General features: G+C 61.5%; 15 protein-coding genes, 1 tRNA gene and 1 other RNA gene. 1 reads left to right on the top strand and 16 read right to left on the bottom strand.

What is annotated here, in order from left to right; translation table 11 throughout:
- Positions 1–221 precede the first annotated feature (221 nt).
- On the bottom strand, positions 222–1328 hold the full coding sequence (locus ACYQ3G_RS02200) for a M20/M25/M40 family metallo-hydrolase (RefSeq protein WP_459821965.1): 1107 nt from the start codon (positions 1326–1328) through the stop codon (positions 222–224).
- Between the two features lie 156 nt (positions 1329–1484).
- Between ACYQ3G_RS02200 and ACYQ3G_RS02195 the strand changes: the two genes are divergently transcribed.
- On the top strand, positions 1485–1892 hold the full coding sequence (locus ACYQ3G_RS02195; protein WP_028577020.1) for an NINE protein: 408 nt from the start codon (positions 1485–1487) through the stop codon (positions 1890–1892).
- 20 nt (positions 1893–1912) lie between these two features.
- Here the strand turns inward: ACYQ3G_RS02195 and ACYQ3G_RS02190 are convergent, their stop codons facing one another.
- From ACYQ3G_RS02190 to ACYQ3G_RS02120, 15 genes are all read right to left on the bottom strand, one after another.
- On the bottom strand, positions 1913–2668 hold the full coding sequence (locus tag ACYQ3G_RS02190) for a transporter substrate-binding domain-containing protein (protein WP_459821963.1): 756 nt from the start codon (positions 2666–2668) through the stop codon (positions 1913–1915).
- Between the two features lie 74 nt (positions 2669–2742).
- Positions 2743–3837 (bottom strand): M20 family metallopeptidase, encoded by a 1095-nt coding sequence (locus ACYQ3G_RS02185; protein ID WP_459821961.1) that lies wholly within the window; start codon positions 3835–3837, stop codon positions 2743–2745.
- A 68-nt stretch (positions 3838–3905) separates the two neighbouring features.
- Positions 3906–4904 carry a carbonic anhydrase gene (locus ACYQ3G_RS02180; RefSeq protein WP_459821960.1) on the bottom strand — a complete coding sequence of 333 codons (999 nt, stop codon included), beginning with the start codon at positions 4902–4904 and terminating at the stop codon, positions 3906–3908.
- Positions 4905–5372: 468 nt separating this feature from the next.
- The gene (locus ACYQ3G_RS02175) at positions 5373–6122 is read right to left on the bottom strand and encodes a hypothetical protein (RefSeq protein ID WP_459821959.1); all 750 of its coding nucleotides are present in this window, start codon (positions 6120–6122) and stop codon (positions 5373–5375) included.
- Positions 6123–6359: 237 nt separating this feature from the next.
- Positions 6360–7211 (bottom strand): Tim44 domain-containing protein, encoded by an 852-nt coding sequence (locus tag ACYQ3G_RS02170; RefSeq protein WP_459821957.1) that lies wholly within the window; start codon positions 7209–7211, stop codon positions 6360–6362.
- Between the two features lie 172 nt (positions 7212–7383).
- Positions 7384–7479: signal recognition particle sRNA small type (ffs, locus tag ACYQ3G_RS02165), an RNA gene on the bottom strand.
- A gap of 12 nt (positions 7480–7491) precedes the next feature.
- Positions 7492–7583, bottom strand: a tRNA-Ser gene (locus tag ACYQ3G_RS02160).
- A gap of 143 nt (positions 7584–7726) precedes the next feature.
- Complete coding sequence (locus ACYQ3G_RS02155; RefSeq protein WP_459821955.1) at positions 7727–9175, bottom strand: ArnT family glycosyltransferase; 1449 nt, start codon at positions 9173–9175, stop codon at positions 7727–7729.
- A 147-nt stretch (positions 9176–9322) separates the two neighbouring features.
- Entirely contained in the window at positions 9323–9754 is a 432-nt protein-coding gene (gene trxC / locus ACYQ3G_RS02150; RefSeq protein WP_459821953.1) for a thioredoxin TrxC, read from the bottom strand.
- Between the two features lie 653 nt (positions 9755–10407).
- Complete coding sequence (locus ACYQ3G_RS02145; RefSeq protein WP_459821951.1) at positions 10408–12951, bottom strand: fused MFS/spermidine synthase; 2544 nt, start codon at positions 12949–12951, stop codon at positions 10408–10410.
- A 116-nt stretch (positions 12952–13067) separates the two neighbouring features.
- Complete coding sequence (locus ACYQ3G_RS02140) at positions 13068–13832, bottom strand: enoyl-ACP reductase FabI (RefSeq protein ID WP_459821949.1); 765 nt, start codon at positions 13830–13832, stop codon at positions 13068–13070.
- Positions 13833–13856: 24 nt separating this feature from the next.
- The gene (locus ACYQ3G_RS02135) at positions 13857–14756 is read right to left on the bottom strand and encodes a phosphoribosylaminoimidazolesuccinocarboxamide synthase (RefSeq protein ID WP_459821947.1); all 900 of its coding nucleotides are present in this window, start codon (positions 14754–14756) and stop codon (positions 13857–13859) included.
- Entirely contained in the window at positions 14753–16063 is a 1311-nt protein-coding gene (hisD, locus tag ACYQ3G_RS02130; protein WP_459821945.1) for a histidinol dehydrogenase, read from the bottom strand. The genes ACYQ3G_RS02135 and hisD overlap by 4 nt, the downstream gene beginning before the upstream one ends.
- Positions 16064–16375: 312 nt before the next feature.
- Positions 16376–17731 (bottom strand): outer membrane homotrimeric porin, encoded by a 1356-nt coding sequence (locus tag ACYQ3G_RS02125; protein WP_459821943.1) that lies wholly within the window; start codon positions 17729–17731, stop codon positions 16376–16378.
- 121 nt (positions 17732–17852) lie between these two features.
- A complete protein-coding gene (locus tag ACYQ3G_RS02120; RefSeq protein WP_459821941.1) occupies positions 17853–19487 on the bottom strand; it encodes an FG-GAP-like repeat-containing protein in 1635 nt (544 codons plus the stop codon).
- Between the last annotated feature and the right edge of the window lie 428 nt (positions 19488–19915).

Raw genomic sequence — 19915 nt, 5'->3', positions numbered from 1 at the left:
GATGACACGTGGTGGCGCGGAGCGCCTTCGCATCGGCAATCGTCTTCGATCAAAAACGCAGTCTCCTAACTGACTGTTGAAAAATTCATAATTCGCAGGCCGTTCAAAAATGGTGAGATGCAAGGAAGCGGAAAAAGCCAGGACGCGCAGTGTACTCTCGCATACATAAGCGGTCTGGCTTTTTCCGCTGACGCCGCAGATCGTCGTTTTTCAACGGCCTGCTAACGCTGCATCAGCGCCGCCGTCAGCCGCGCGGCCTTGAGCATGTCTTCGACGAGGACGAACTCGTCGGTGGTATGCACGCGGCTCATGCCGATGCCGAGGTTGATGCAGGACAGACCCTGCCCCGCAAAGACGTTGGCGTCGCTGCCGCCGCCCGTGCCCTTGACCGCGCAGGTCAGGTTCTGGTCGTTGCAGGCGTGCAGGGCGCGGTGCAGGAGCATACTGTGGGCCGGGACGTCCATGGCCGGGTAGGAGATTTCGTGGCTGAAGTCGAAGCTGCCGCCGAGCTCCTCCACGGCTTTGACGCAGCACAGGCGCATGTGCTCGATCTGGGCCATGAGCTTGGCGTTCGTCTGGGACCTGGCTTCGCCCGTGAGGGTCACGCAGTCCGGGACGATGTTGGTCTGCCCGCCGCCTTCGATGCGCCCGAGGTTGGCCACGGTCTCCTCGTCGATGCGCAGCAGGCGCATGTGGCTCACGGCGTGGGCGGCCAGCTGGATGGCGCTGATGCCCTTTTCCGGCTCGATGCCCGCGTGGGCGCTGCGGCCGTGGAAGGTCACGCTGATGCCGGCCTTGCTCGGCGCGCGGACGATGATGGTGCCGACGTCTCCGCCGGCGTCCAGGACCACGACCTCGCGGGCCTTGATGCGCGAGAAGTCCAGGTTCTTGGCCCCGAACATGCCCGCCTCCTCGCAGACGGTGAAGAGCAGATACAGCTCGGGGTGCGGGATCTTCTCCTCCTCCAGGTGGAAGAGGGCCTCCAGGATGGCGGCGATGCCCGCCTTGTCGTCGCCGCCCAGGACCGTGTTGCCGGCCGCGCGGATGACGCCGTCTGTCAGCACCGGCTCCACGCCGATGCAGGGCGGCACGCAGTCCATGTGCGCCGAGAAGGCGATGGCCTCGCCCGGCCCCGTGGCCGGTACGCGGACGACGACGTTGCCCGTGTTCCCGCCGATGATGTCGCCGGCGTTGTCCACGCGGATATCGTACCCCCGCCCCGCGAGCAGGGCGCAGAGATGGTCGGCCACGGCCTTTTCGTGCAGGGAGGGGCTGTCGATGCGAACCAGGTCGAGAAAGGTGTCGGTCAGTCGCTGTGAGTTGATCATTGTCGCGGTGTGTCCTTGTGAATGGGAAGTGCCGGGATCATTGCCTTTTGTTCAAAAAAGGTCAACAAGGTCATGGCGGGCGGGGCATCCCCGCGTTTCGCCTGCATATTCGGACACGCACGGGCCTTGCAAACCGCACATCAACAGGAGGCAACCATGCCCAAGGGAACCATGGTCGACACGCACAGCACCTTCATGGGGTATCTGCTCTGGATCTTCGGGTTCACGGGATCGCACCGTTTCTACTATGGCAAGCCCATTTCCGGGACCGTCTACTTTTTCACCCTGGGCCTCTTCTTCATCGGCTGGATCGTGGACCTCTTCCTCATCCCGTCCATGGTCAGAAACGCCAGCCTGCGTTTCCGGCCCGGGCGCATCGACTACTCCCTGGCCTGGATTCTGCTGACCTTTCTGGGGCTTTTCGGGGTGCATCGCATGTACATGGGCAAATGGATCACGGGGATCCTGTACATGCTGACGGGCGGGTTCTTCCTGATCGGGTATGTCTACGATTTCTGGACGCTCAACGACCAGATAACGGTCATCAACGCGCGGGAAAGCTGATCCGTTTCGCCGGCTTGGACTCAGGGCCTCGCCGGTTTGCCGGGGTCGGGCGGCGAGAACCATTTCCTGGCCAGGGCGTCCAGTTCCCCTGAGGCCTTCATGTCCGCGAGGGCCGCGTCCATGTCCCCCTGCAGGCGGGTCCGGTCCTTGCGCAGGGCGATGGCCACGTCGGAACCCGGGTCCGGTGTGGTCAGGACCTTCACGCCAGTGCCCGATTCCCGTGCCAGATACCGTCCCACCTCAAGGGGCATGATGGCCGCCGCGGTCTTTCCTTCGGCCAGAAGACGCAAGGCCTCCTCCTTGGTCTTGGTCTGGGTGACGCGGATGCGCGAGAGGATGCCCTCCTTCCTCCAGAGCAGTTCCACATACGAGTGCCGGTCCCCGGTGATGATGCGGCCGAACAGGTCTTCCACCCCGGACGCCGTGCTGTTCGCAGGGACGAAGACCGCATCGTGGCGCCTGGAGTAGGGAGCGGTGAAGTCGAAATAGGCCAGGCGGAACTCGTTGACTTCCATGCCCGCGATGATGTCGATGCGGCCGATGCGCAGCATGCTGACCACGCTGTCCCAATCGCCTTGGACAAAGCGCGCCTCCATCCCGAGACGGGCCGCCACGCCCCTGGCCACGTCCACGTCGAAGCCGGCAGGCTGTCCATCGAGCGTGAACTGGTAGGGCGGAAAGCCCGACGCCACGCCGACGGCCAGCGTCTTCTCCTGGGCTGCCGCCATGCCGGGGCAAAGGAGGATGAGGGTCAGAATCTGCAGCAGGCGGCTCATGGGCGACTCCGGATTCGGGCTGGATCATGCCCGTTCTAGCCTATGCAGGCCCTGCGGACAAGTGTGGAGAGAAATTATTTGCTCCCGTCCGACTCGAGACGGTCACACAGGAGCGACAGCCAGCCGTGGAGTTTCGTGATGGAGGCGATGGACACGCACTCGCCGAGGCCATGCTGGGTGCCGAAGCCCTCGGCCCCCCAGATGGCGCCGGGGATTCCGCGGTCCATGAGGTGGCGCGCGTCGCTGGCGCCGTGCTCGCGGGTCAGGACGGCGCCGGGGGCGGTGTCCAGCAGGATGTCGGTCATGGGCGAAGGCGGCGAAGCGAAGACCGGGATGACCGAGAGGACGTCGACCCTGCTGCGCACCCGTTCGGTTATGGCCTCGACCAGGCGGCGCGGTTCGTCGTCCTCGGTGAAACGTATGTTGAACCAGCCCTGGGCCGTGTCTGGAACCTGATTGATGGATTCCCCGGCCCGAATCTTCCCGAAGTTGACGGTGCGGTGCCAGTGGTCGGGGCCGTCGTCGCCACCGAAAAGCTCGCGGATGCGTCCGTAGTCTTCGAGCAGCGTGTCGATGGCGTTGAGCCCGAGCCACGGCCGGGCGCCGTGGGCGGCCTTGCCCGTGGCCGTCAGCATGATGTCGATGACGCCCTTCTCGCGGGTCACGATCCGTTCCGGGCCGCCGCCGTCGAGGGCGATGGCGAAGTCCGCGTCGATCCCTTCCAGAGCCCGCGCCGCCCCGTTTTCCCCGCCCGTCTCCTCGTCCCCGGTGATGAGCAGGCCCAGAGCCATGTCGGCCTGGGACAGGCCGCTTCGTTCCAAGGCCCGCAACCTGTCACGGAACAGAACCAGCGACAGGGCCACGGCGTACTTGTCGTCGATGGCCCCGCGCCCGAGGAGCCTGTCTCCCTCGATGCGCGGCGAAAAAAGCTCCTCGGGCGCGTCCACCACGTCGATATGGGTCATGAGCAGCAGGCGGGCGTGTGCTCCGGGCATGACGAGGACCGACGGGGTCCCCCCGTGCACGATCTTTCGCGCGGCGATGTCCTGCCGCCCGCACCAACCCACGACGAAGTCCGCGCAGCGCATGATTTCCTCCGGCCGCGAGTGCATGGAGGGGATGCGGATCAGGTCCTGGGTCAGGCGGATGATTTCGTCGCAGGTGGTCATGGCGTGTGTCCGAGGTTTGCGTGTTGCCGGGCCGGAAAAGGAAAACCCGGCCGGGCCGGGTTGTTTTCTTACTTTTCTTCCGGGTTCAGGACCTTCTTGTCCAGAATGAAGACCGCTCCGATGAGCAGCAGGACGAAGATGACGAAGGAGAAGAAACCGAAGCCGCCGCCGGATGACCCTTCCTCGGCGTGGGCCGCTGCCTTTTCGTCATGGGCGGCGTCCTTGGCGGCGGGGGCGGCATGCTCCTCGGCCTTCTTTTCCGCCTTGGCGGGTTCGGCGTGCTTTTCGGCCGGAGCCTTGTCGTCATGAGCAGCGGTTTCCTTCCCGGTTGCGGCCGCTTCCGCGTGGGCCTCGGGGGCCGCGTGTGCGGCAGCCGGAGCCGCTTCGGCGCGTTCGATGATGCGCACCTTGCCCGTCAGGATGTCGTAGATGGCCCCGACCACAACGACCTTGCCCGCGGCGGCGCGTTCGGCGATGGCGTGGCTCTTGGTCATGATGTCATCCACGGACTGCCAGACGTTGGCCTCGATGGCTGCGTTTATGAGTTCGGCCTGTTCGGCTCCGGGATGCTCGTGTTTGGCCTTCTCCACGGCGGGCACAATGTTGTCCACCAGCTTGGGGATGCTGCCGTGGACTTCGGCGCCGGTGGTCACGGCCGTGACCGCGCCGCAGTAGGTGTGCCCGAGGACCATGAGCACGGGCGTGCCGAGATGGTCCACACCGTACTCTGCGGACCCGATCTCGTCCGTGTCGGCCACGTTGCCCGCCACCTTGATGACGAAGAGATCGCCCACGCCCTGGTCAAAGAGAATCTCGACGGGCACGCGGGAGTCGGAACAGGCGATGACCGTGGCGAAAGGCGCCTGGCCGTCGGTGGTGGTCACCAGACGGCGGGAGAAACTGGTGTTGGGGTGGGTGGACTGGCCCAGGGAGAAACGCAGGTTGCCTTCGCTCAGCATCTGCAGCGCCTGCTCCGGGCTGACCGGATGGGCGGCGTCGGAGGAGGCCAGGGCTGCGATCGGGGCCAAAAGGAACAGCAGGATCAGGACAAGACGCTTGATGAACATGGCAAACCCCTGTTTTTCATGTTTGATGTATGCAAGGGGGCTAGAACCCCCAGGATGGCCGGAGAAAGCTCGGGAAAATATGCACAAGCCTAGCCTAGCCTGGGGCGTATTTCAAGGATTCTTGTCGGAAAAAGGTGGGGTAAATAGGTAACGTTTTGGAAATCTGAAAGAAATAATCGGATTGCGGGGATAAAAAGGCTCGAGAGGGTTACACCTCCATGGGATTATGAATCACGAAAGGCCATCTCTGGACTCGCTCAAGCCGGATGGATCTTTGTGGAGCCCGTCATTGCGAGGAGTCTTCGACGCGGCAATCCAGTTTTTCGAGCGCTTGTGCCGACGCGTTCGGATCAACGCTCAACGACATCAGTGGGTATCCACTGACAGGGTGGGCGCTCTAACCGGAAGAGCAATAAAAAAGCGGCGCGCGACAAAAGCCGCGCGCCGCTTTGATGCAGGTTTGCCAGACTAGTCCTTGAGAACGACCTTGTCCAGGAAGACCACGGCGCCGACCAGGGCGACGACGAAAAGGATGATGAGCATGAAGCCGGACCCGCCTTCGGAGGAAGCCTCGGCAGCGGGGGCGTCGTGACCGGCCGCTGCGGGTTCGGCATGGTCTGCGGCCGGTGCTGCGGCGTCGGCATGGGCCTCGGCAGGCTCGGCCTTGTCCGCGGCCGGTGTTTCCTCGGTGGCCTGGGCATTTTCAGCGGCCGGGGCTTCGGCGGGCATGCCGAGCAGGTAGCGGCCGACCATGGTCTGCTGCTCCGGGTGCGCACCGAGGATCTTGACCGCGCCGGTTTCGGCGTCAAGGAGTGCGCCCTGGACAGTGACCTGGCCCTTGAGCACGGCATGGATCAGGTCGGGGGACGCGGTCAGGGTGTTGGCGTACACGGCCCAGACGGAAGCTTCGTCAAGACCCAGGACGAGGATCAGCGGCGCGGTGATGTCCTTGGCCTTGACGGTCAGGCCCGTGTCGGCGCCGAAGGGGGCGCGGACCGCGCCGACCTGTTCTGCCGCGAGATTGAACAGCGCCGCGGGTTCCTGGGCGATGCTCTCGTCCATGACCACGATGGTCAGAGGCTTGGTCTTGAGGCTCTTTTCGAGGGTGTACATTTCGTTGCCAAGGCTCAGGGCCTTGAGCGCCGCCTCGGGGGCCGCAGCCATGGCCGAGCCGGCAATGACGCACAGCAACACCGCCAGAGAGATGACTTTTTTCATGTTCCGATTCCTTAGGGTATGAAGTTTGCGGTTGTCAGGTTCCCGGCTCGGAGTGCTCGTCGTCTCCGCGGCAGAGCCCCTGTTTGAATGCTTCAATCTCGTCCTTGAATCGCGAGGCCAGAACATCGCTCCCGCAGAACCTGCAGGAGATGCGCGCCGCGGCTCATCTGCCCACGATACGCGCCGGCTTGCCACACAGTGGGCAGGGGATGGCGTCGTCCTCGAAGGCCTCGTCCATCATTTCTCCAGTTGCTGAATGCCTTCCACGACCCAGTGGCTGCCGTCTCCGGTCTCGTAGCGGCTGAAGTGCCACGCCTCGCGGACCTGTTCGGCCGGGGCCGCCGGGGAACCCTCGCGCAGTATGGTGTCGAAGAGGACTGTGGCGATGGTCTGGTTGCCGATGGTCTTGACTTCCAGAATGCGGGCCTCAAGCAGCAGGATCTCGGTCTTGCCCGGGCCCGGGTCGGCCGCGGCCTGCGACTGGATCTCGGCGAACACCTCGGGCGACGTGAACTGCTTCAGGTCATTCAGGTCGCGGGCGTCCCACGAGGCCTGCATGCGCGTGTAGGCCGCCTTGGCGCCGTCCAGGAATTCCTTGGCGTCGAAGCCTGGAGGGTAACTTTCCGCAGCGGACGCCGTCTGATGCTGGGTGGAGCGGAGGTTGTCCCAGGCTCCGCGCTGCATGTCGTGAACCCGCCCCGGACCGCCGGCAGTCTGGGGCATCGGTTGGCGGCTGCGCAGGAACCTGAACAGCAGGAAAAGACCCCCTCCGATGAGGAGGATATCGATGAAGGAAATTCCCGAGAAGCCCCCGCCGAAAAGCAGGGAGCCGAGAAGGCCGCCCATGAGCATGCCGCCGAGCATGCCACCGAACATCCCGCGTCCTCCCATGGGGGAGGCTCCGGGAGCCGCCTGTGGTGTCGGTGTGGATGAAGGCGCGGTCGGCTTTTGGTAGCTTCTCGAATAGGACGGCCTGCTCCCGAAAGAGCCGCCGCCTCCCAAACGCTTGGCGTCCGCAAGGTCGGGCATGGTCAGCAACAGCAGACCCAGTCCGAGAATGACGGCTGTCAGGCTTGAGAATTTTGTCACAATTCCTCCTTGAGAAGGTTTGTCCCGTACCCGATATGGGCAAGGGATGGAAAACGGAAAATCAAATCCGAACAATTTGGGATTATAATGGCAAATTGGCGATTGAAAAGGCCTGACCCGTCATGCGGCCTCAGGCGGGTAAAAAAAAAGGCAGGAGCGAAAAATTTCGCACCTGCCAGGGAAGCCGGGTACCCGGAAGCAACTGTTACCGCTGCTTCCTTTCGGACCTGACGGGGTTGGCAGCGCATCCGCCACCCGGCTTCGCTTGATTTGTCAAAAATGGCGGAGAGGAGAGGATTCGAACCTCCGGTACCCGTTAAGGTACACACACTTTCCAGGCGTGCGCCTTAAGCCAGACTCGGCCACCTCTCCGCGTTCGGGAAAAACGTCTCTATGTCAGCGTCTTCTCTTTGGCAAGAAGAAATTTGCGCGACAGGGAAATAAGCTTTGAGGGTTGATTGTTCTCGGCCGGCCGACCTGTTGGCATTATCCGGAACAGCGCGAACCCTGAGGATTCACTTTTCGAAGGATACGATTACCCACCCGGCGTGTTCAGTCTGCGTACCGTTAAGCCCTTCTGCTGCGAGGGTCGAGACGATAAGCTCCGTGTCCTTCTTTTTGGCCACAACCCGATATTTTCCCGACGCCGATTCAAGGAAATCGTCCAGAGCTTGCTTTCTGTCGCCACTGCCAGCACCAATCCAGCTCAGTTTGCCTCCTGCGTAGAATTGCAGCCCGTAAGCCTTGTCTTTGACCAGCGCAACGGTCTCGCCTTCTCCTGTCGCCAGAATAGTTTCGTGAAGGGCGCGCATGTTCTGATGCAATGGAAGGACGCCCAGAAGAATTCGTGCGGCCACGGCAAGAAAAATCGCCCCTGCAAAGATTGCTGCAGTGCGGCGAAGCGGAATGCGGTCGCGGCGATGGGCAATGCCGAATGCGATAAACATCGTCATGGGGATGGACAGCGGCAGTACGTAGAGGGGCAACCTGCTCTTGGCCAGGCAGAATACGGCCAGAGGCAGGACAATCCAGAGTCCTAGAAAGATACGCTGCTCCGGGGGCATGCTTTGCCAGGCGGCTCTGGGGTTCCCCATCGTCCAGAACCAGTGGAGCTGGCCGGCGAAGAGAACGGGCGCGTAGATGACAAATGGCTTCCACCATTCGGGGTTTCTGTGAAAGGCGTCCGAGGTCAGTCGGCCGACAACTTCCTCCTTGAGGAAAAATGAGAGCAGTTCCGGCCTCTTTATGATGATGGCCGCAAACCAACTCAAGCCGATGATTACGAAAATCATCAGACCGGCCGGCAGAAATACCTTTCCATCGCGAAACCGCCATACATGCCACGGGATGATGGCGAGTAGAGGCAGGAGGCCTGGCGGGCCTTTCGTCAGAAAGGCCAGGCCGAAAGCCGCCCACATCGCGAACAGCAGTTTTTTGGACTGGCCGGGGGCAAGGGACCAAAGGACGTAGCACGCCACGGCCAGACTCTCCCAGAGGGTCAGCACCATGTCAGTGCTCAGAAATGTGGCGCCTAGAATGGGAAGAACGGAGGTGGCGTAGACACCCAATGCCGTAATTGCGGCGAATTCCCCCCAGAGCGTCCATGCCAGCCAGGCCACCACCAGGCCCGTTCCGAGGAAGGACAGAGAAGTGCCGAGACGGGCACCGGCCTCGTTCTCCCCCGCGACGAGCATTCCAGCGGCCATGGACCAGTAGGCCAAGGGCGGTTTGGCCCAATGGGGAGCGGAGTCCAGCGTCGGTTCCAAAAAATTGCCGCTTGAAAGCATTTCAAGGGCGCACTCCGCGTAACGCCCTTCTGTGGTCTCAAGCAGCCCTCGTTCCAGGTTGCCAACGAAGGAAACAAGGAAAAACCCTGTTAGAACCACAGCCCACATGAAGACGCGGTGTCTGCGCCATGCATGTTCAAGGGATATTCCATCGTGATGTCCTGGCGTGCTGCTCATATGCGATGTCGTCTTTTTAAGAATTTATAAGATAGTTTGTACATGAGAAAACGTTGCGATGTGCGATTAAACCAGCGTTTTGTATGATTTTTTATTCAACAAGAACGCCATGATGTCAACCGTGCTGCTGTCTGGAAGTTATTTGGATTACAGATGCTGGCGCACCCACGTTTGGATCTGGCCCGCGGGCATGGCCCCGGACATGCGCGCCACTTCCCGGCCCTGCCGGAAGAGGACGAGGCTCGGTACGGACTGGATGGCGAAGCGCGACGGGACAGCGCGCTGGGCCTCGGTGTCCATCTTGGCCAGGACGGCCTGACCTTGGAGAGCGGCAGCAGCCTGGGCAAAGGCCGGGCCCATCATCTTGCACGGCCCGCACCAAGGCGCCCAGAAGTCCACGAGGACGGGCAGGGTCGAGCGGGAGACGAAACGGTCGAAAGTCTGGTCCGTGAGGTCGATTGGGTTGGCCGGCAGGAGGGGCGTCGCGCATTTGGCGCAGACAGGGTGCTGGCGGATGCGGTCGGTGAGGACCGCGTTCACGGTCTGGCAATTCGGGCAGACGGCATGTATTTTTTCCATGAGGGTGGCCTCCGGTTTGAAATGCGGTTGAACTCTTTGGGAATAAACATCTTTGGGGAGTGGGCAAGGTGTGTCGGCGTTGAAGATGGATTGGGCCATGCGGTTTGCGGCGTTTGGAAGGTGGAGGGATGAGGGCGTTGTGAGGAAGGGGGAGCTGAAGGCGATGTCGTGTGCGGAAGGGGGGAGTGGATGCGTCGCAGTGCGGAAAACGGCCTGTTGCCGGTGTGGCCCGTGGGCCCGTCGGAACTTCTTCGCCGGCCTCGTAGAGTTGAACCGTTGCGTGCGGGGCGGCAAGGCCGGACAATGCGCTTGGCAACGGTTCAACAACCGATGCCTGGCTCAGTCGGACAGCCGACGGACCCACGGGCCACACCGGCAACAGACCTTGAGGCGGGTATGGATCGGATTTGGGTTGCGGCGGGCTGCAGGAAGATGGATTCCCGTCTTCGCGGGAATGACCTGAGATTTCGCGGACGACCTGTTTTTCCGTTGAAAGTCAAAGAGAAACAGAATGTACCGCAAGCATAACGTCATTCCCGCGAAGGCGGGAATCCAATATTATTTTCGGACAGTTGAATAAGTCGTCCTCTCTACTTCTTCAAGGAGAGAGGACGACTTATTGCCGTGACGTCTTTATGCAGGTATGATGCGTGTCAATTGTAAAGTAAACGCTTCAGCATTTTTTCCGTCACCGAATTCGGAATTCTCCACCTGGAAAAGAAGGCGCGTCGATGCAGAATGCGCGCTGTTGTGTCCAGATCTGGGTCGGAAATTTCAAGGGACGATGCGTAGGACGTTTCAAGAATCTCGAAAAAAATATCTGGACGATTGGGACCAAGCAAAAATTTTGGTGAATGGAACTCGACAACAGGGAACACGTCCGTGTTCAAACCCTGTACGCCGCTAGTCATCGTTTTCAAAGAATTGCTGTCGAGATAATAGAAGCTCAGCAGCGAGCCTGGCGTGTCGATGTTCATATCTTGAAATTTATCGCGGATATCAGATTTGTCAAACAAGTGTCTTAGTCGTTCTGCGTTGATTTCGAGGGGATGCATTGAGCTGAGCAAGAATGTGTCTGTTCCCGACATCCACAGATGGACATAGGGAAAAACGCTTTGCAATGATTTGATGATCAGTTTGAAGTGCGAGCTGTCCATGTTGTAGTACGGAATCCACTGGCACAGAATGCCGCCTTCGTTGAGTCTGCTTCCGGCAATACGGAAAAAATCCGCCGTGAAGAGATTGGCGTTGCCTGTTTGCCAGGGGTTCGACGGCTCGGAAATGATCATGTCGTATTTTTGGGGGATGGAAGCGAGCCATGTGCGTCCGTCGAGAATCCGGAGCGTCGAACGGGCATCGGTGAAGACGCGCTCGTTCAGCGCGGAAAAGAAACGAGCCGCAGTCACGACTTCAGGAGAGATTTCAATGCTTTCCACGGACTTGACGGGCAGGTCGAGCACGCAGGCCGAGGTGATTCCGGTCCCGAGCCCGATAACGAGGGCATTATCGGTGTTTTTTGCGTACAGGTACGGCAGGTATCCCAGAAGCATCTGAGTGGTATTGTCGCCTTCGCTGGACCCGTCCGTCTTGCCGTTGACTCGCAGAAACCGGTGCCCGTGGGAGGATTCGAGCACTGCTACGCTCGCGGAGCCTTCCTTATAGAAAATCAGTTCGTAGTTCTTCATTTCCCGTTCCAGGGCGCCTTCGGAATCAAAGAACTTTGAATAGACGTAAACGCCTGAATTCATGCGCGTCGCATCCCAGGTCGTAAAAAAGATCGGAGCCGCCACGGCGATCAGGCTGAGGCACGCGGCCCAGGCCATACGGAATGACGAACGGGGTCCGGCGCCGAGAATGACCGCGGCAGAGCCGAGCAGGGTCAGGCTGGCCGCGATGATGAGACAGCGTTCGGATCCAACCAGCGGGATGATGACGAAACCCGCCACCAGGGCGCCGCAAATGCTCCCTGCCGTGTTCCAGATATAGGCGATGGATGTGGCCACACCGGTTCCCGTGTGCCGATTTTGCCTGGAGCGTGCGATGGTGTGCAGACAGAGGGGGAAAATGGCCCCGCCGATGCTGGTCGGAATCAGCATCAGGGCGGCGCAGGCCAGGAATTCCTTGGCGATGACCGTGTGCCACTGTGCCTGCATGTCCCCGAAGACGCCGACGAACCATGACGGGAGAAAGCCGATGACGGGCGTGACGGCCAGTATGGCCAGGCCGTCGATCAACAGCAGGGCGGAGAGCAGTTTGCCGGAACAGTAAGGCAAAAGGTATTTCGCCGCGAAATAGCATCCGACCGAAAGACCGATGAGATAGGCCGTGAGCATGGTCGAAAAGGCGTACACAGAAGTGCCGAAGACCAGGACGAGGGCGTGGCTCCAGGCATTCTCGAGCAGCATCCCGACGGTTCCGATAAGGAAAAGAACGAGAATCGGAAGGGCAAAGGGGATGTGCGGACCGTCATCAGGGGATTGCGTTCCCGTGACGGATCTTTTCGTGGTTTTCGACGGTGACGCCGGGGCATCGTCACGTTGGACGAACCAGTCGCGCAGAACGAACACGCATGTCAGGCCCACGATTACATTCAGGATCGCCGCAAAGTACATGGTCTTGTCGAGGCCGTAGTAGGGAATGGACAGGAATGCGCTGGCAAAGGATCCAAGCGCAGCGCCGAACGTGTTGATGGCATACAGGACGCCTATGCGCTTGCCAGCCTTTCCCGTGTCCTTTTCGACATACTGTGCCAACACGGGCAAAGTCGCGCCCATGAGCGATGTCGGAATGATCAGCAATATCAGGGCAATGATGAAACGGTACAGGGCAAGAGACAGCGCGCTTCCGTGGGACGCGGCAAAAATGGAGGCATGGACCGTTTCCGCGGCCGAGATGATCAGAGGAAATGCGAGGGCATAGACTCCGAGCGCAATTTCCAGAATGCCGTAGATTCTGCCAAGATTTTCTCCGCGCCTGCTGATTCGTGCGCCGAGATGGCTTCCCAAGGCCAAGCCCAGCATGAAGACTGCCAGAACCGTGGATATGGCTTGGTTGGTGCTGCCGAAAACGAGGGACAGCATTCTGGCCCAGACCACCTGGTAGGCCAGAGCGCACATTCCCGACAGGAGAAAGGCCAGGAAGAGAACGGCAAACCCGCGCGAGGGCATGGCTGCGATGGATGTTTGCGACGAAGTCATGCAGAGCTCCGGAAAAGGCGTATTTTACTGCTACGGTTGTCTTTGGATATGGCGGCAAGTGCCTGCAACAAAAAACCCCTTCAGCGGGAAGGGGTTGCCTGTGCGTTCGGCGATCCTCAGATGCCCATGATGTTGTAGCCCGAGTCCACGTAGATGACCTCGCCCGTGATGGCGCGGGACAGGTCCGAGGCCAGGAAGAGGCCGGTCTTGCCCACGTCCTCCTGGATGATGTTGCGGCGCAGGGGGGCGCGTTCCTCGATGGTGGCCAGGATGGTCTTGAAGCCCGAGATGCCCGAGGAGGCGAGGGTCTTCAGGGGACCGGCGCTGATGGCGTTGACGCGGATGCCGCGTTCGCCCAGGTCCATGGCCAGGTAGCGCACGCTGCACTCCAGGGCGGCCTTGGCCACGCCCATGACGTTGTAGTTGGTGATGACCTTTTCCGCCCCGTAGTAGGTCATGGCCATGACCGAACCGTTGTCGTTCAGCAGGGGATCGAAGGCCTTGCACAGGGCCACCAGGGAGTAGGCCGAGATGTCCATGGCCAGATGGAAGCCGTCGCGAGAGGTGTCCACGTAGCGGCCCTTGAGGTCGTCGCGGTTGGCGAAGGCCACGGAGTGCACCAGGATGTCGAAGTTGCCCCACTTTTGCTTCACCAGGGCCGCGGACTCGGCGATGGCTGCGTCGTTGGACACGTCGCACTGGAACAGGAATTCGCTGCCGAGTTCTTCGTGGATGGGCTCGACGCGTTTTTTGAGGGCTTCGCCGGCGTAGCTCAGGGCGATGGACGCGCCGTTGTCCTTGAGTTCCTTGGCAATGGCGTAGGCGATGCTCTTGTCGTTGGCCACGCCGAAAATGAGGGCCTTTTTCCCTTGAACGAGCATGTGTCTTCTCCGGTTGGTTGCGCCTTACGGCAATTGCAAGGGGGTGCCTGTGAGCAGTTCGTACGCTTCCAGGTATTTTTTCTGCGTTTCCGCGATGACCTCGGCGGGCAGCGTCGGCGGCGGCGGGGTTTTGTCCCAGCCGGTTCCGCTCAGCCAGTCACGCAGGTACTGCTTGTCGAAGCTGGGCTGGGACTGTCCGGGTACGTACTTGTCAGCAGGCCAGAAGCGGGAGGAGTCCGGCGTCATGACTTCGTCGATGAGCAGGATGTCCTTGCCGTCCAGGCCGAACTCGAATTTGGTGTCGGCGATGATGATGCCGCGCTCGGCGGCCAGGTCGCGGCCGCGGGAGTAGATGGCCAGGGACAGTTCCTGGATCTTTTTGAGCAGCCCCTCGCCGATGCGCGACTTGGCGTCGGCCAGGGTGATGTTCTCGTCGTGGGCGCCCAGGTCCGCCTTGGTGGACGGCGTGAACAGGGGCGTTTCCAGCTTGTCGGAATCGACCAGCCCGGCCGGGATCTTGTAGCCGCAGACGGTGCCCGTGGCCTTGTAATCCTTGAAGCCCGAGCCCGTCAGGTAGCCGCGCACGATGCACTCGATGGGCAGGGGCTTGGCCTTGCGCACGATGACGGCCCGGCCTTCGAGGTCCCCGGCGTGGGGGGCCAGGGCGGCGGGGAAGTCGCGCACGTCCGTGGCCAGAAGGTGGTTGCGGACCAGATCCTTGCAGGCAGCCATCCAGTACAGGGTGATCTGGTTGAGGACCACGCCCTTGTAGGGGATGGGCTCGTTCATGATCACGTCGAAGGCCGACATGCGGTCCGTGGTGACGATCAAAAGCGTCTGCGGGTCGATCTCGTATATGTCGCGGACTTTGCCGCGCGAAAGAAGCGGGTACTCGCGGATGCTGGTCTTGGTGACGATGTTCATGGTTTCTCCAGTCGTTGTTCCACGCTGCGGGCGTGGGCTTCGAGGCCTTCGAGGCGGGCCAGGCGGGCCACCTTGGCGCCGTTGGCGCCGATGTAGGCCTGGTCAGTGCTGATGAGGCTCGTCTTCTTGCAGAACGTTTCCACCGAAAGGGCCGATGAGAAGCGCGCCGTGGACAGGGTCGGCAGCACGTGGTTGGGCCCGGCGAAATAGTCGCCCACGGGTTCGGGCGTGCTGTGGCCCATGAACACGGCCCCGGCGTTGCGCACGCTACCGACCCAGGCCCACGGGTCGGCCACGCTCAGTTCGAAATGCTCGGGCGCCAGACGGTTGATGAAATCCAGGCCGGTCTGCAGGTCCGGGACATGGATGAGGGCGCTCCACTCGGACAGGGACTTGGCGGCGATGGTGTTCCTCGGCAGGGCCGGAAGCTGGATTTCGAGCTCCTTGCGCACCGCGGCAAGCAGTTCGGCGTCGGGCGAGACCAGGAGGCTCGATGCCAGAGGGTCGTGTTCGGCCTGGGAGAGCATGTCGGCGGCCAGCCATGCGGGGTCGGCCGAGGAATCGGCCAGGATGGCGATTTCGCTGGGACCAGCGATCATGTCGATGCCGACATGGCCCACCAGCAGGCGCTTGGCCGTGGTCACGAAGATGTTGCCAGGCCCCGCGATGACGTCCACGCGTGGGATGCTCCGGGTCCCGTAGGCCAGGGCGGCGATGGCCCAGGCCGATCCGCAGGCGAAGACATTTTCGATGCCGAGAATGGCCGCCGTGGCCAGGATGTAGGGGTTGAGGGTTCCATCCTTACGCGGCGGGCTGACCATGCAGACCGTCCGCACGCCCGCAACCTGGGCCGGTATGGCGTTCATGAGCAGGCTTGAAATGAGGGGAGTCTCGCCGCCCTGGCCACCGGGCACGTACAGCCCGGCCCGGTCCACGGGCAGGACAAGCTGGCCCAGGGTGGTGCCTGGAGCAGGCGTGGTGATCCAGGAGTTCTGCTTCTGGCGCTGGTGGAAGTCGCGGATGTTGGCCGCGGCCTCTGTGATGATGGCCCGGTCTTCAGTAGGGATGGCGTCGAGAGCGCTGGCGATTTCGGCAACCGGGACAGCCAGCCTGTCGACCGTCATGTCCGGGCAATCGAAGCGGCGGGTGTACTCGGCCACGGCTTCGTCGCCGCCCAAACGGACCTTGGTCAGGATGTCCCGCACCAATGGCTCGACGTTGTCCTCGGCCGCGTCGCGGCGGGACAGCCAGGACGAAATCTCCGGCCAGTCGGCCGAGGTGGAATAGAATATGGATTTCAGAGACATGGATGATCTCGCAACGTTTTTTCGGGGTTGAGCCGGGAGGCCGGGTCAAACGCATGGATTCCCGCCTTCGCGGGAATGACACGAGGCGGTACGCCGGGTTTCTGTCATTCCCGCGAAGGCGGGAATCCATCTTTTCTCCCAGGGAGTCGATCCGTTCAACTGCAGTTATCTATGCCGCGACCCCCCGAAAAGTCAAACCCTTCATCAAGGCTGAACCCGGCAAGACCCTTGTTCACGAAAAGTGTCGGGCCATAAAAAAGGGCCGGAGTTTTGCGTCTCCGGCCCTCGAGGCGTCAGGTGTGAAAACCCGAACTAGAACTTGTACTGGAAACCGACGGTGGCGAAGTAGGAAGCGTCGAGCTCGTAGTCAGCGTCGTCAGCAAGTTGGCTGTCGCCCTTGAAGTAGCCGAGTTCGTTGATAGCGGCCAGGTTTTCGTAGATCATGTACTTGTTGACCAAGTAGACTTCAAAGCCGGAGTCTTCTTCGGTGAAGAAGGAGGTGTCTTCGTCGCCGGTGCCCTGGGCGTAGGCGACGACCAGCTTGTGGGACAGGTTCTCCACGAAGGAGATCTTGTCAAGGACGATGCCAACGGTCCACAGACCGGTGCCGTCGGAGCCGACGCCGACGGCGTCTGTGGCGAAGGAGTCATAGGTGGTGCTGAAAGCGCGCACGCCGCCGATGTAGGGGGTCAGGCCCCAGCCTTCGGCCAGGGTGGGCATGATGTCCTGATCGTCGTCGCCGTCATCGTTCAGGCCGGTGGAGTAGGTGCTGAACAGGGTGGCGGTCATGAAGTCGAGCTTGTAGGACGCGGCCAAGGCGGCGTACCAACCGGCGGTCTCGAAGTCGTCGGACTCGCCTTTGCCGTAGATGAGGTCGGCGGCGAAGGTCAGCGGGTCGAACATGGTCAGAGCTGCGTTGGCGCCAACGACCCACACGGTGGCGTCATCTTCACCGACGAAGTCGCCGTAGTAGGAGGACACGCCCTGCTGAGCGGTGGCACCGGAACCAAAGTCAACATTTTCGCCAATCCAAGCGTAGCCGAAATAGGGGGTGACTTCAAAGCCGTCCAGGGTGATGGGGGCGGCGATGAAGGCCATGTCCATGTCGTCGCTCGCATCGCTGTCGGTGGGATTGGCTGCATAGGGGACAGCGTTATTGACGTCAGCAGCCTTGTCGGCACCGCGGGTGTAACCGACAGTCACGCCGAACATTTCGTTGATGGGCGCGCTCACGATCAGGGCGGCGGCGTCATCCTCGAAGATAGGGTTGCCGAACACGCTGGGCAGGGCCACGTACTGCAGGCCGGCCTTGACGTTGACCTTGGTGTCCGGGAAGTTGAAATCCATGTAGGCGTGCTTGATTTCGATGTTGCCCTTGCCGTCGGTGCCCCAGTCGCCGCCGGTTCCCTGGCCCCAAATCTGGTCCATTTCCAGGCCCAGAACGGCCTTCAGGTTTTCGTTGGCAATGTAGGTGAAGTAGGTGCGCATGCGCTGGGTGGTGAAGTAGTTGTCAGTGTCGCCGAAATCGGAGTTGTGATCTACCAGGTTGGCGGACCACATGCCGTACACGTCCAAGTTTCCTTTCACCTTCAGTTCGGTGGCGGAAGCGCTGGAGGCAACGCCGAACAGCATGGCTGCCAGCAGGGCTACGAGTGCAAAACGTTTCATGTTCTTTCTCCTTTTGCTATGAAAAAAACCGATCATCTGACGCCTGAATCCGCTCTATGACGACTCCGGTCCAAAAAGCAAGCCTTTTTTGGCCGATCCGGGCCTCAAAGTAAAATTTTTTTTACTGTTCAGTTTTTTGAATCTCCCCGCCCGCCTGGGACAGGTCCAGGGGGTAGGCCACGACCATGGTCTTTTTCTTGGCCGTGCCGGCCATGCCCGTGTGGGTGTTGATGTTGACCACCAGATCCAGGACGCCGTCGTTGTCGATGTCGGCCAGGGCGTAGTCGGCCACCGTGCCCTTGATGCGGGCCGTCTTCCACTGCAGGCTCATGCCCACACCGTCCCAGTACAGGCTGTGAATCTCGCCCTGGGGGTAGTCGCGGTAGTTGGAAAATATCTGGGCCGAGACCGAGATGTTGCGGCTAATGACCATCTCGAAGCGCTTGTCGCGGTCCAGGTTGGCCGGGAGGGCGCGCAGGGGGATGTAGACCATGTCCTGGGGGGCCTGCTTGCCGTCGGGGGCCTTCATGCCCAGGGCCGCGGAATGGTACTCGATGCCCAGTGTGGAGCCGGCGTAGGTCTCGTCGGTCACGGTCAGCAGGGCGCCGGTGGAGCTGAAGACGCGCATGCGGTCGTAGTCGTCGATCATGATGACTTGGTAGCCGTTATCAAACGGCAGGAAGGTCACGTTGAAGACGTTGCCGCCCTGGGGCAGGGAGATCCTCGGGCCGAGGTCGAACTTGCCGCCGGTCTTGACCATCTGGTGGATGGAGCTCTCCATGTACTTTATGCGGCCGATGCCCTGGCCCACCAGGGTCGGAGAGAAGGCCGGGGGCATGTTCAGCACGCCCAGGAAAAAGGGGATGTTGTCGTCCTGGATGGAGAGCTTGCCGTCGAAGGTGGCGACGAGGGACACCGGGTTCTTCTCCACGGCCCCGGCCACGACCAGTTCGTGGCGGCCGTCCCGGTTCAGGTCGATGCTGTTCAGGCGCACGTAGTTGCGCTCCTTGGGCAGCTCCATCTCGGCGACCTGCTTCATCTGGCCGCCTTCGACTCGGAAGGCGACAAGGGAGGTGGCCGTGAGCAAGAAGACTTCATTCTTCCCGTCCCCGTCGCCGTCGCAAACGACCATGCCGCGCGAGGCGAAGGACAGGGTCTGGCTGCGCCAGCGGCCCATGGAGGTGTCTGCGTCTTCGTACTTGAGGGACGGGTTTGCGTAGGCCGTGCCGGACTGGGTTTCGTTGACGATGAGGGCCTGGTTCATGGGCTTGGCCACGGGCTGGGCCGCGGCCGTTGCCGTCTCGGGGCGCTTGAAGACCTGGGCGTTGATGTCCGCGGCCACGGTCTCCAGGGTCGGGATGACCTGGTTCAGCTGCGTCTGCACCGGGCGGGGCTGGTTGGCGCCGGCCGGGTCGAGGGTGTTGACGTCCAGGCTGCATTCCTGACCCATGATCGTCAGGGAGCCCCACACGAGATAGTCCACGCCCAGGGTCTGGCGGATCTTCTCCGCCGCGGTGGCGTCGGCGGGTGGAGTGGCCACGCTCTTTTTGACGGCGCCCGTGTCGAGCGGCGTGAAGTTGTCGGGCCAGGTCAGGCGGGTGGTCAGCATGCTCTGGATGCCCTGGCTCAGGTATTGGTACTCCTGCGGCCCATGCACCCCGAAGGGGAGAACCGCGAAGGTCTTGGCCTGCTGGGCCAGGGCCGGGGCGGCGCACAGAAGCAGGACGGCGAGGCAGGCGAGAAGTCTCTTGAACATTGTCTCCTCCGGGAATACAAATTTCGGGCTGTGCCGGTTTTCTCACAATGAAGTGGCTCTTCATGGTAAGGAATCCTTGGAATGTCAACAGCGCGGCGCGATCACCGCGGTTCTCGGGGCGCCGGGCCGGGAACGGACGGAACCGAGGAGACGCCGGATTGTGGTTCGGAAGGCTCGCAGATACGTTGTGTTTGCGTGTCTGGTGAATGGAGCGGGGATTGTGTGTCTCGGGGGCGGTTTAGAAAGGCATGGATTCCCGCCTTCGCGGGAATGACATCGAAATGGGCACAGGTCCATGCAGAGACCATCCCGGCCGACCGCAACGCCTCCGGGTCATTCCCGCGAAGGCGGGAATCCATGCCCTCCGCCGTCGGGAATGCCGATGGCATATCTCGGCTCGTCGAGGCCTGCACGTCCATTGCAGCATC

This window comes from Desulfomicrobium salsuginis (genome assembly GCF_054657795.1).
The sequence above is the reverse complement of the archived record's forward strand: the minus strand, read 5'-3'. Positions and strand labels throughout refer to the sequence as shown.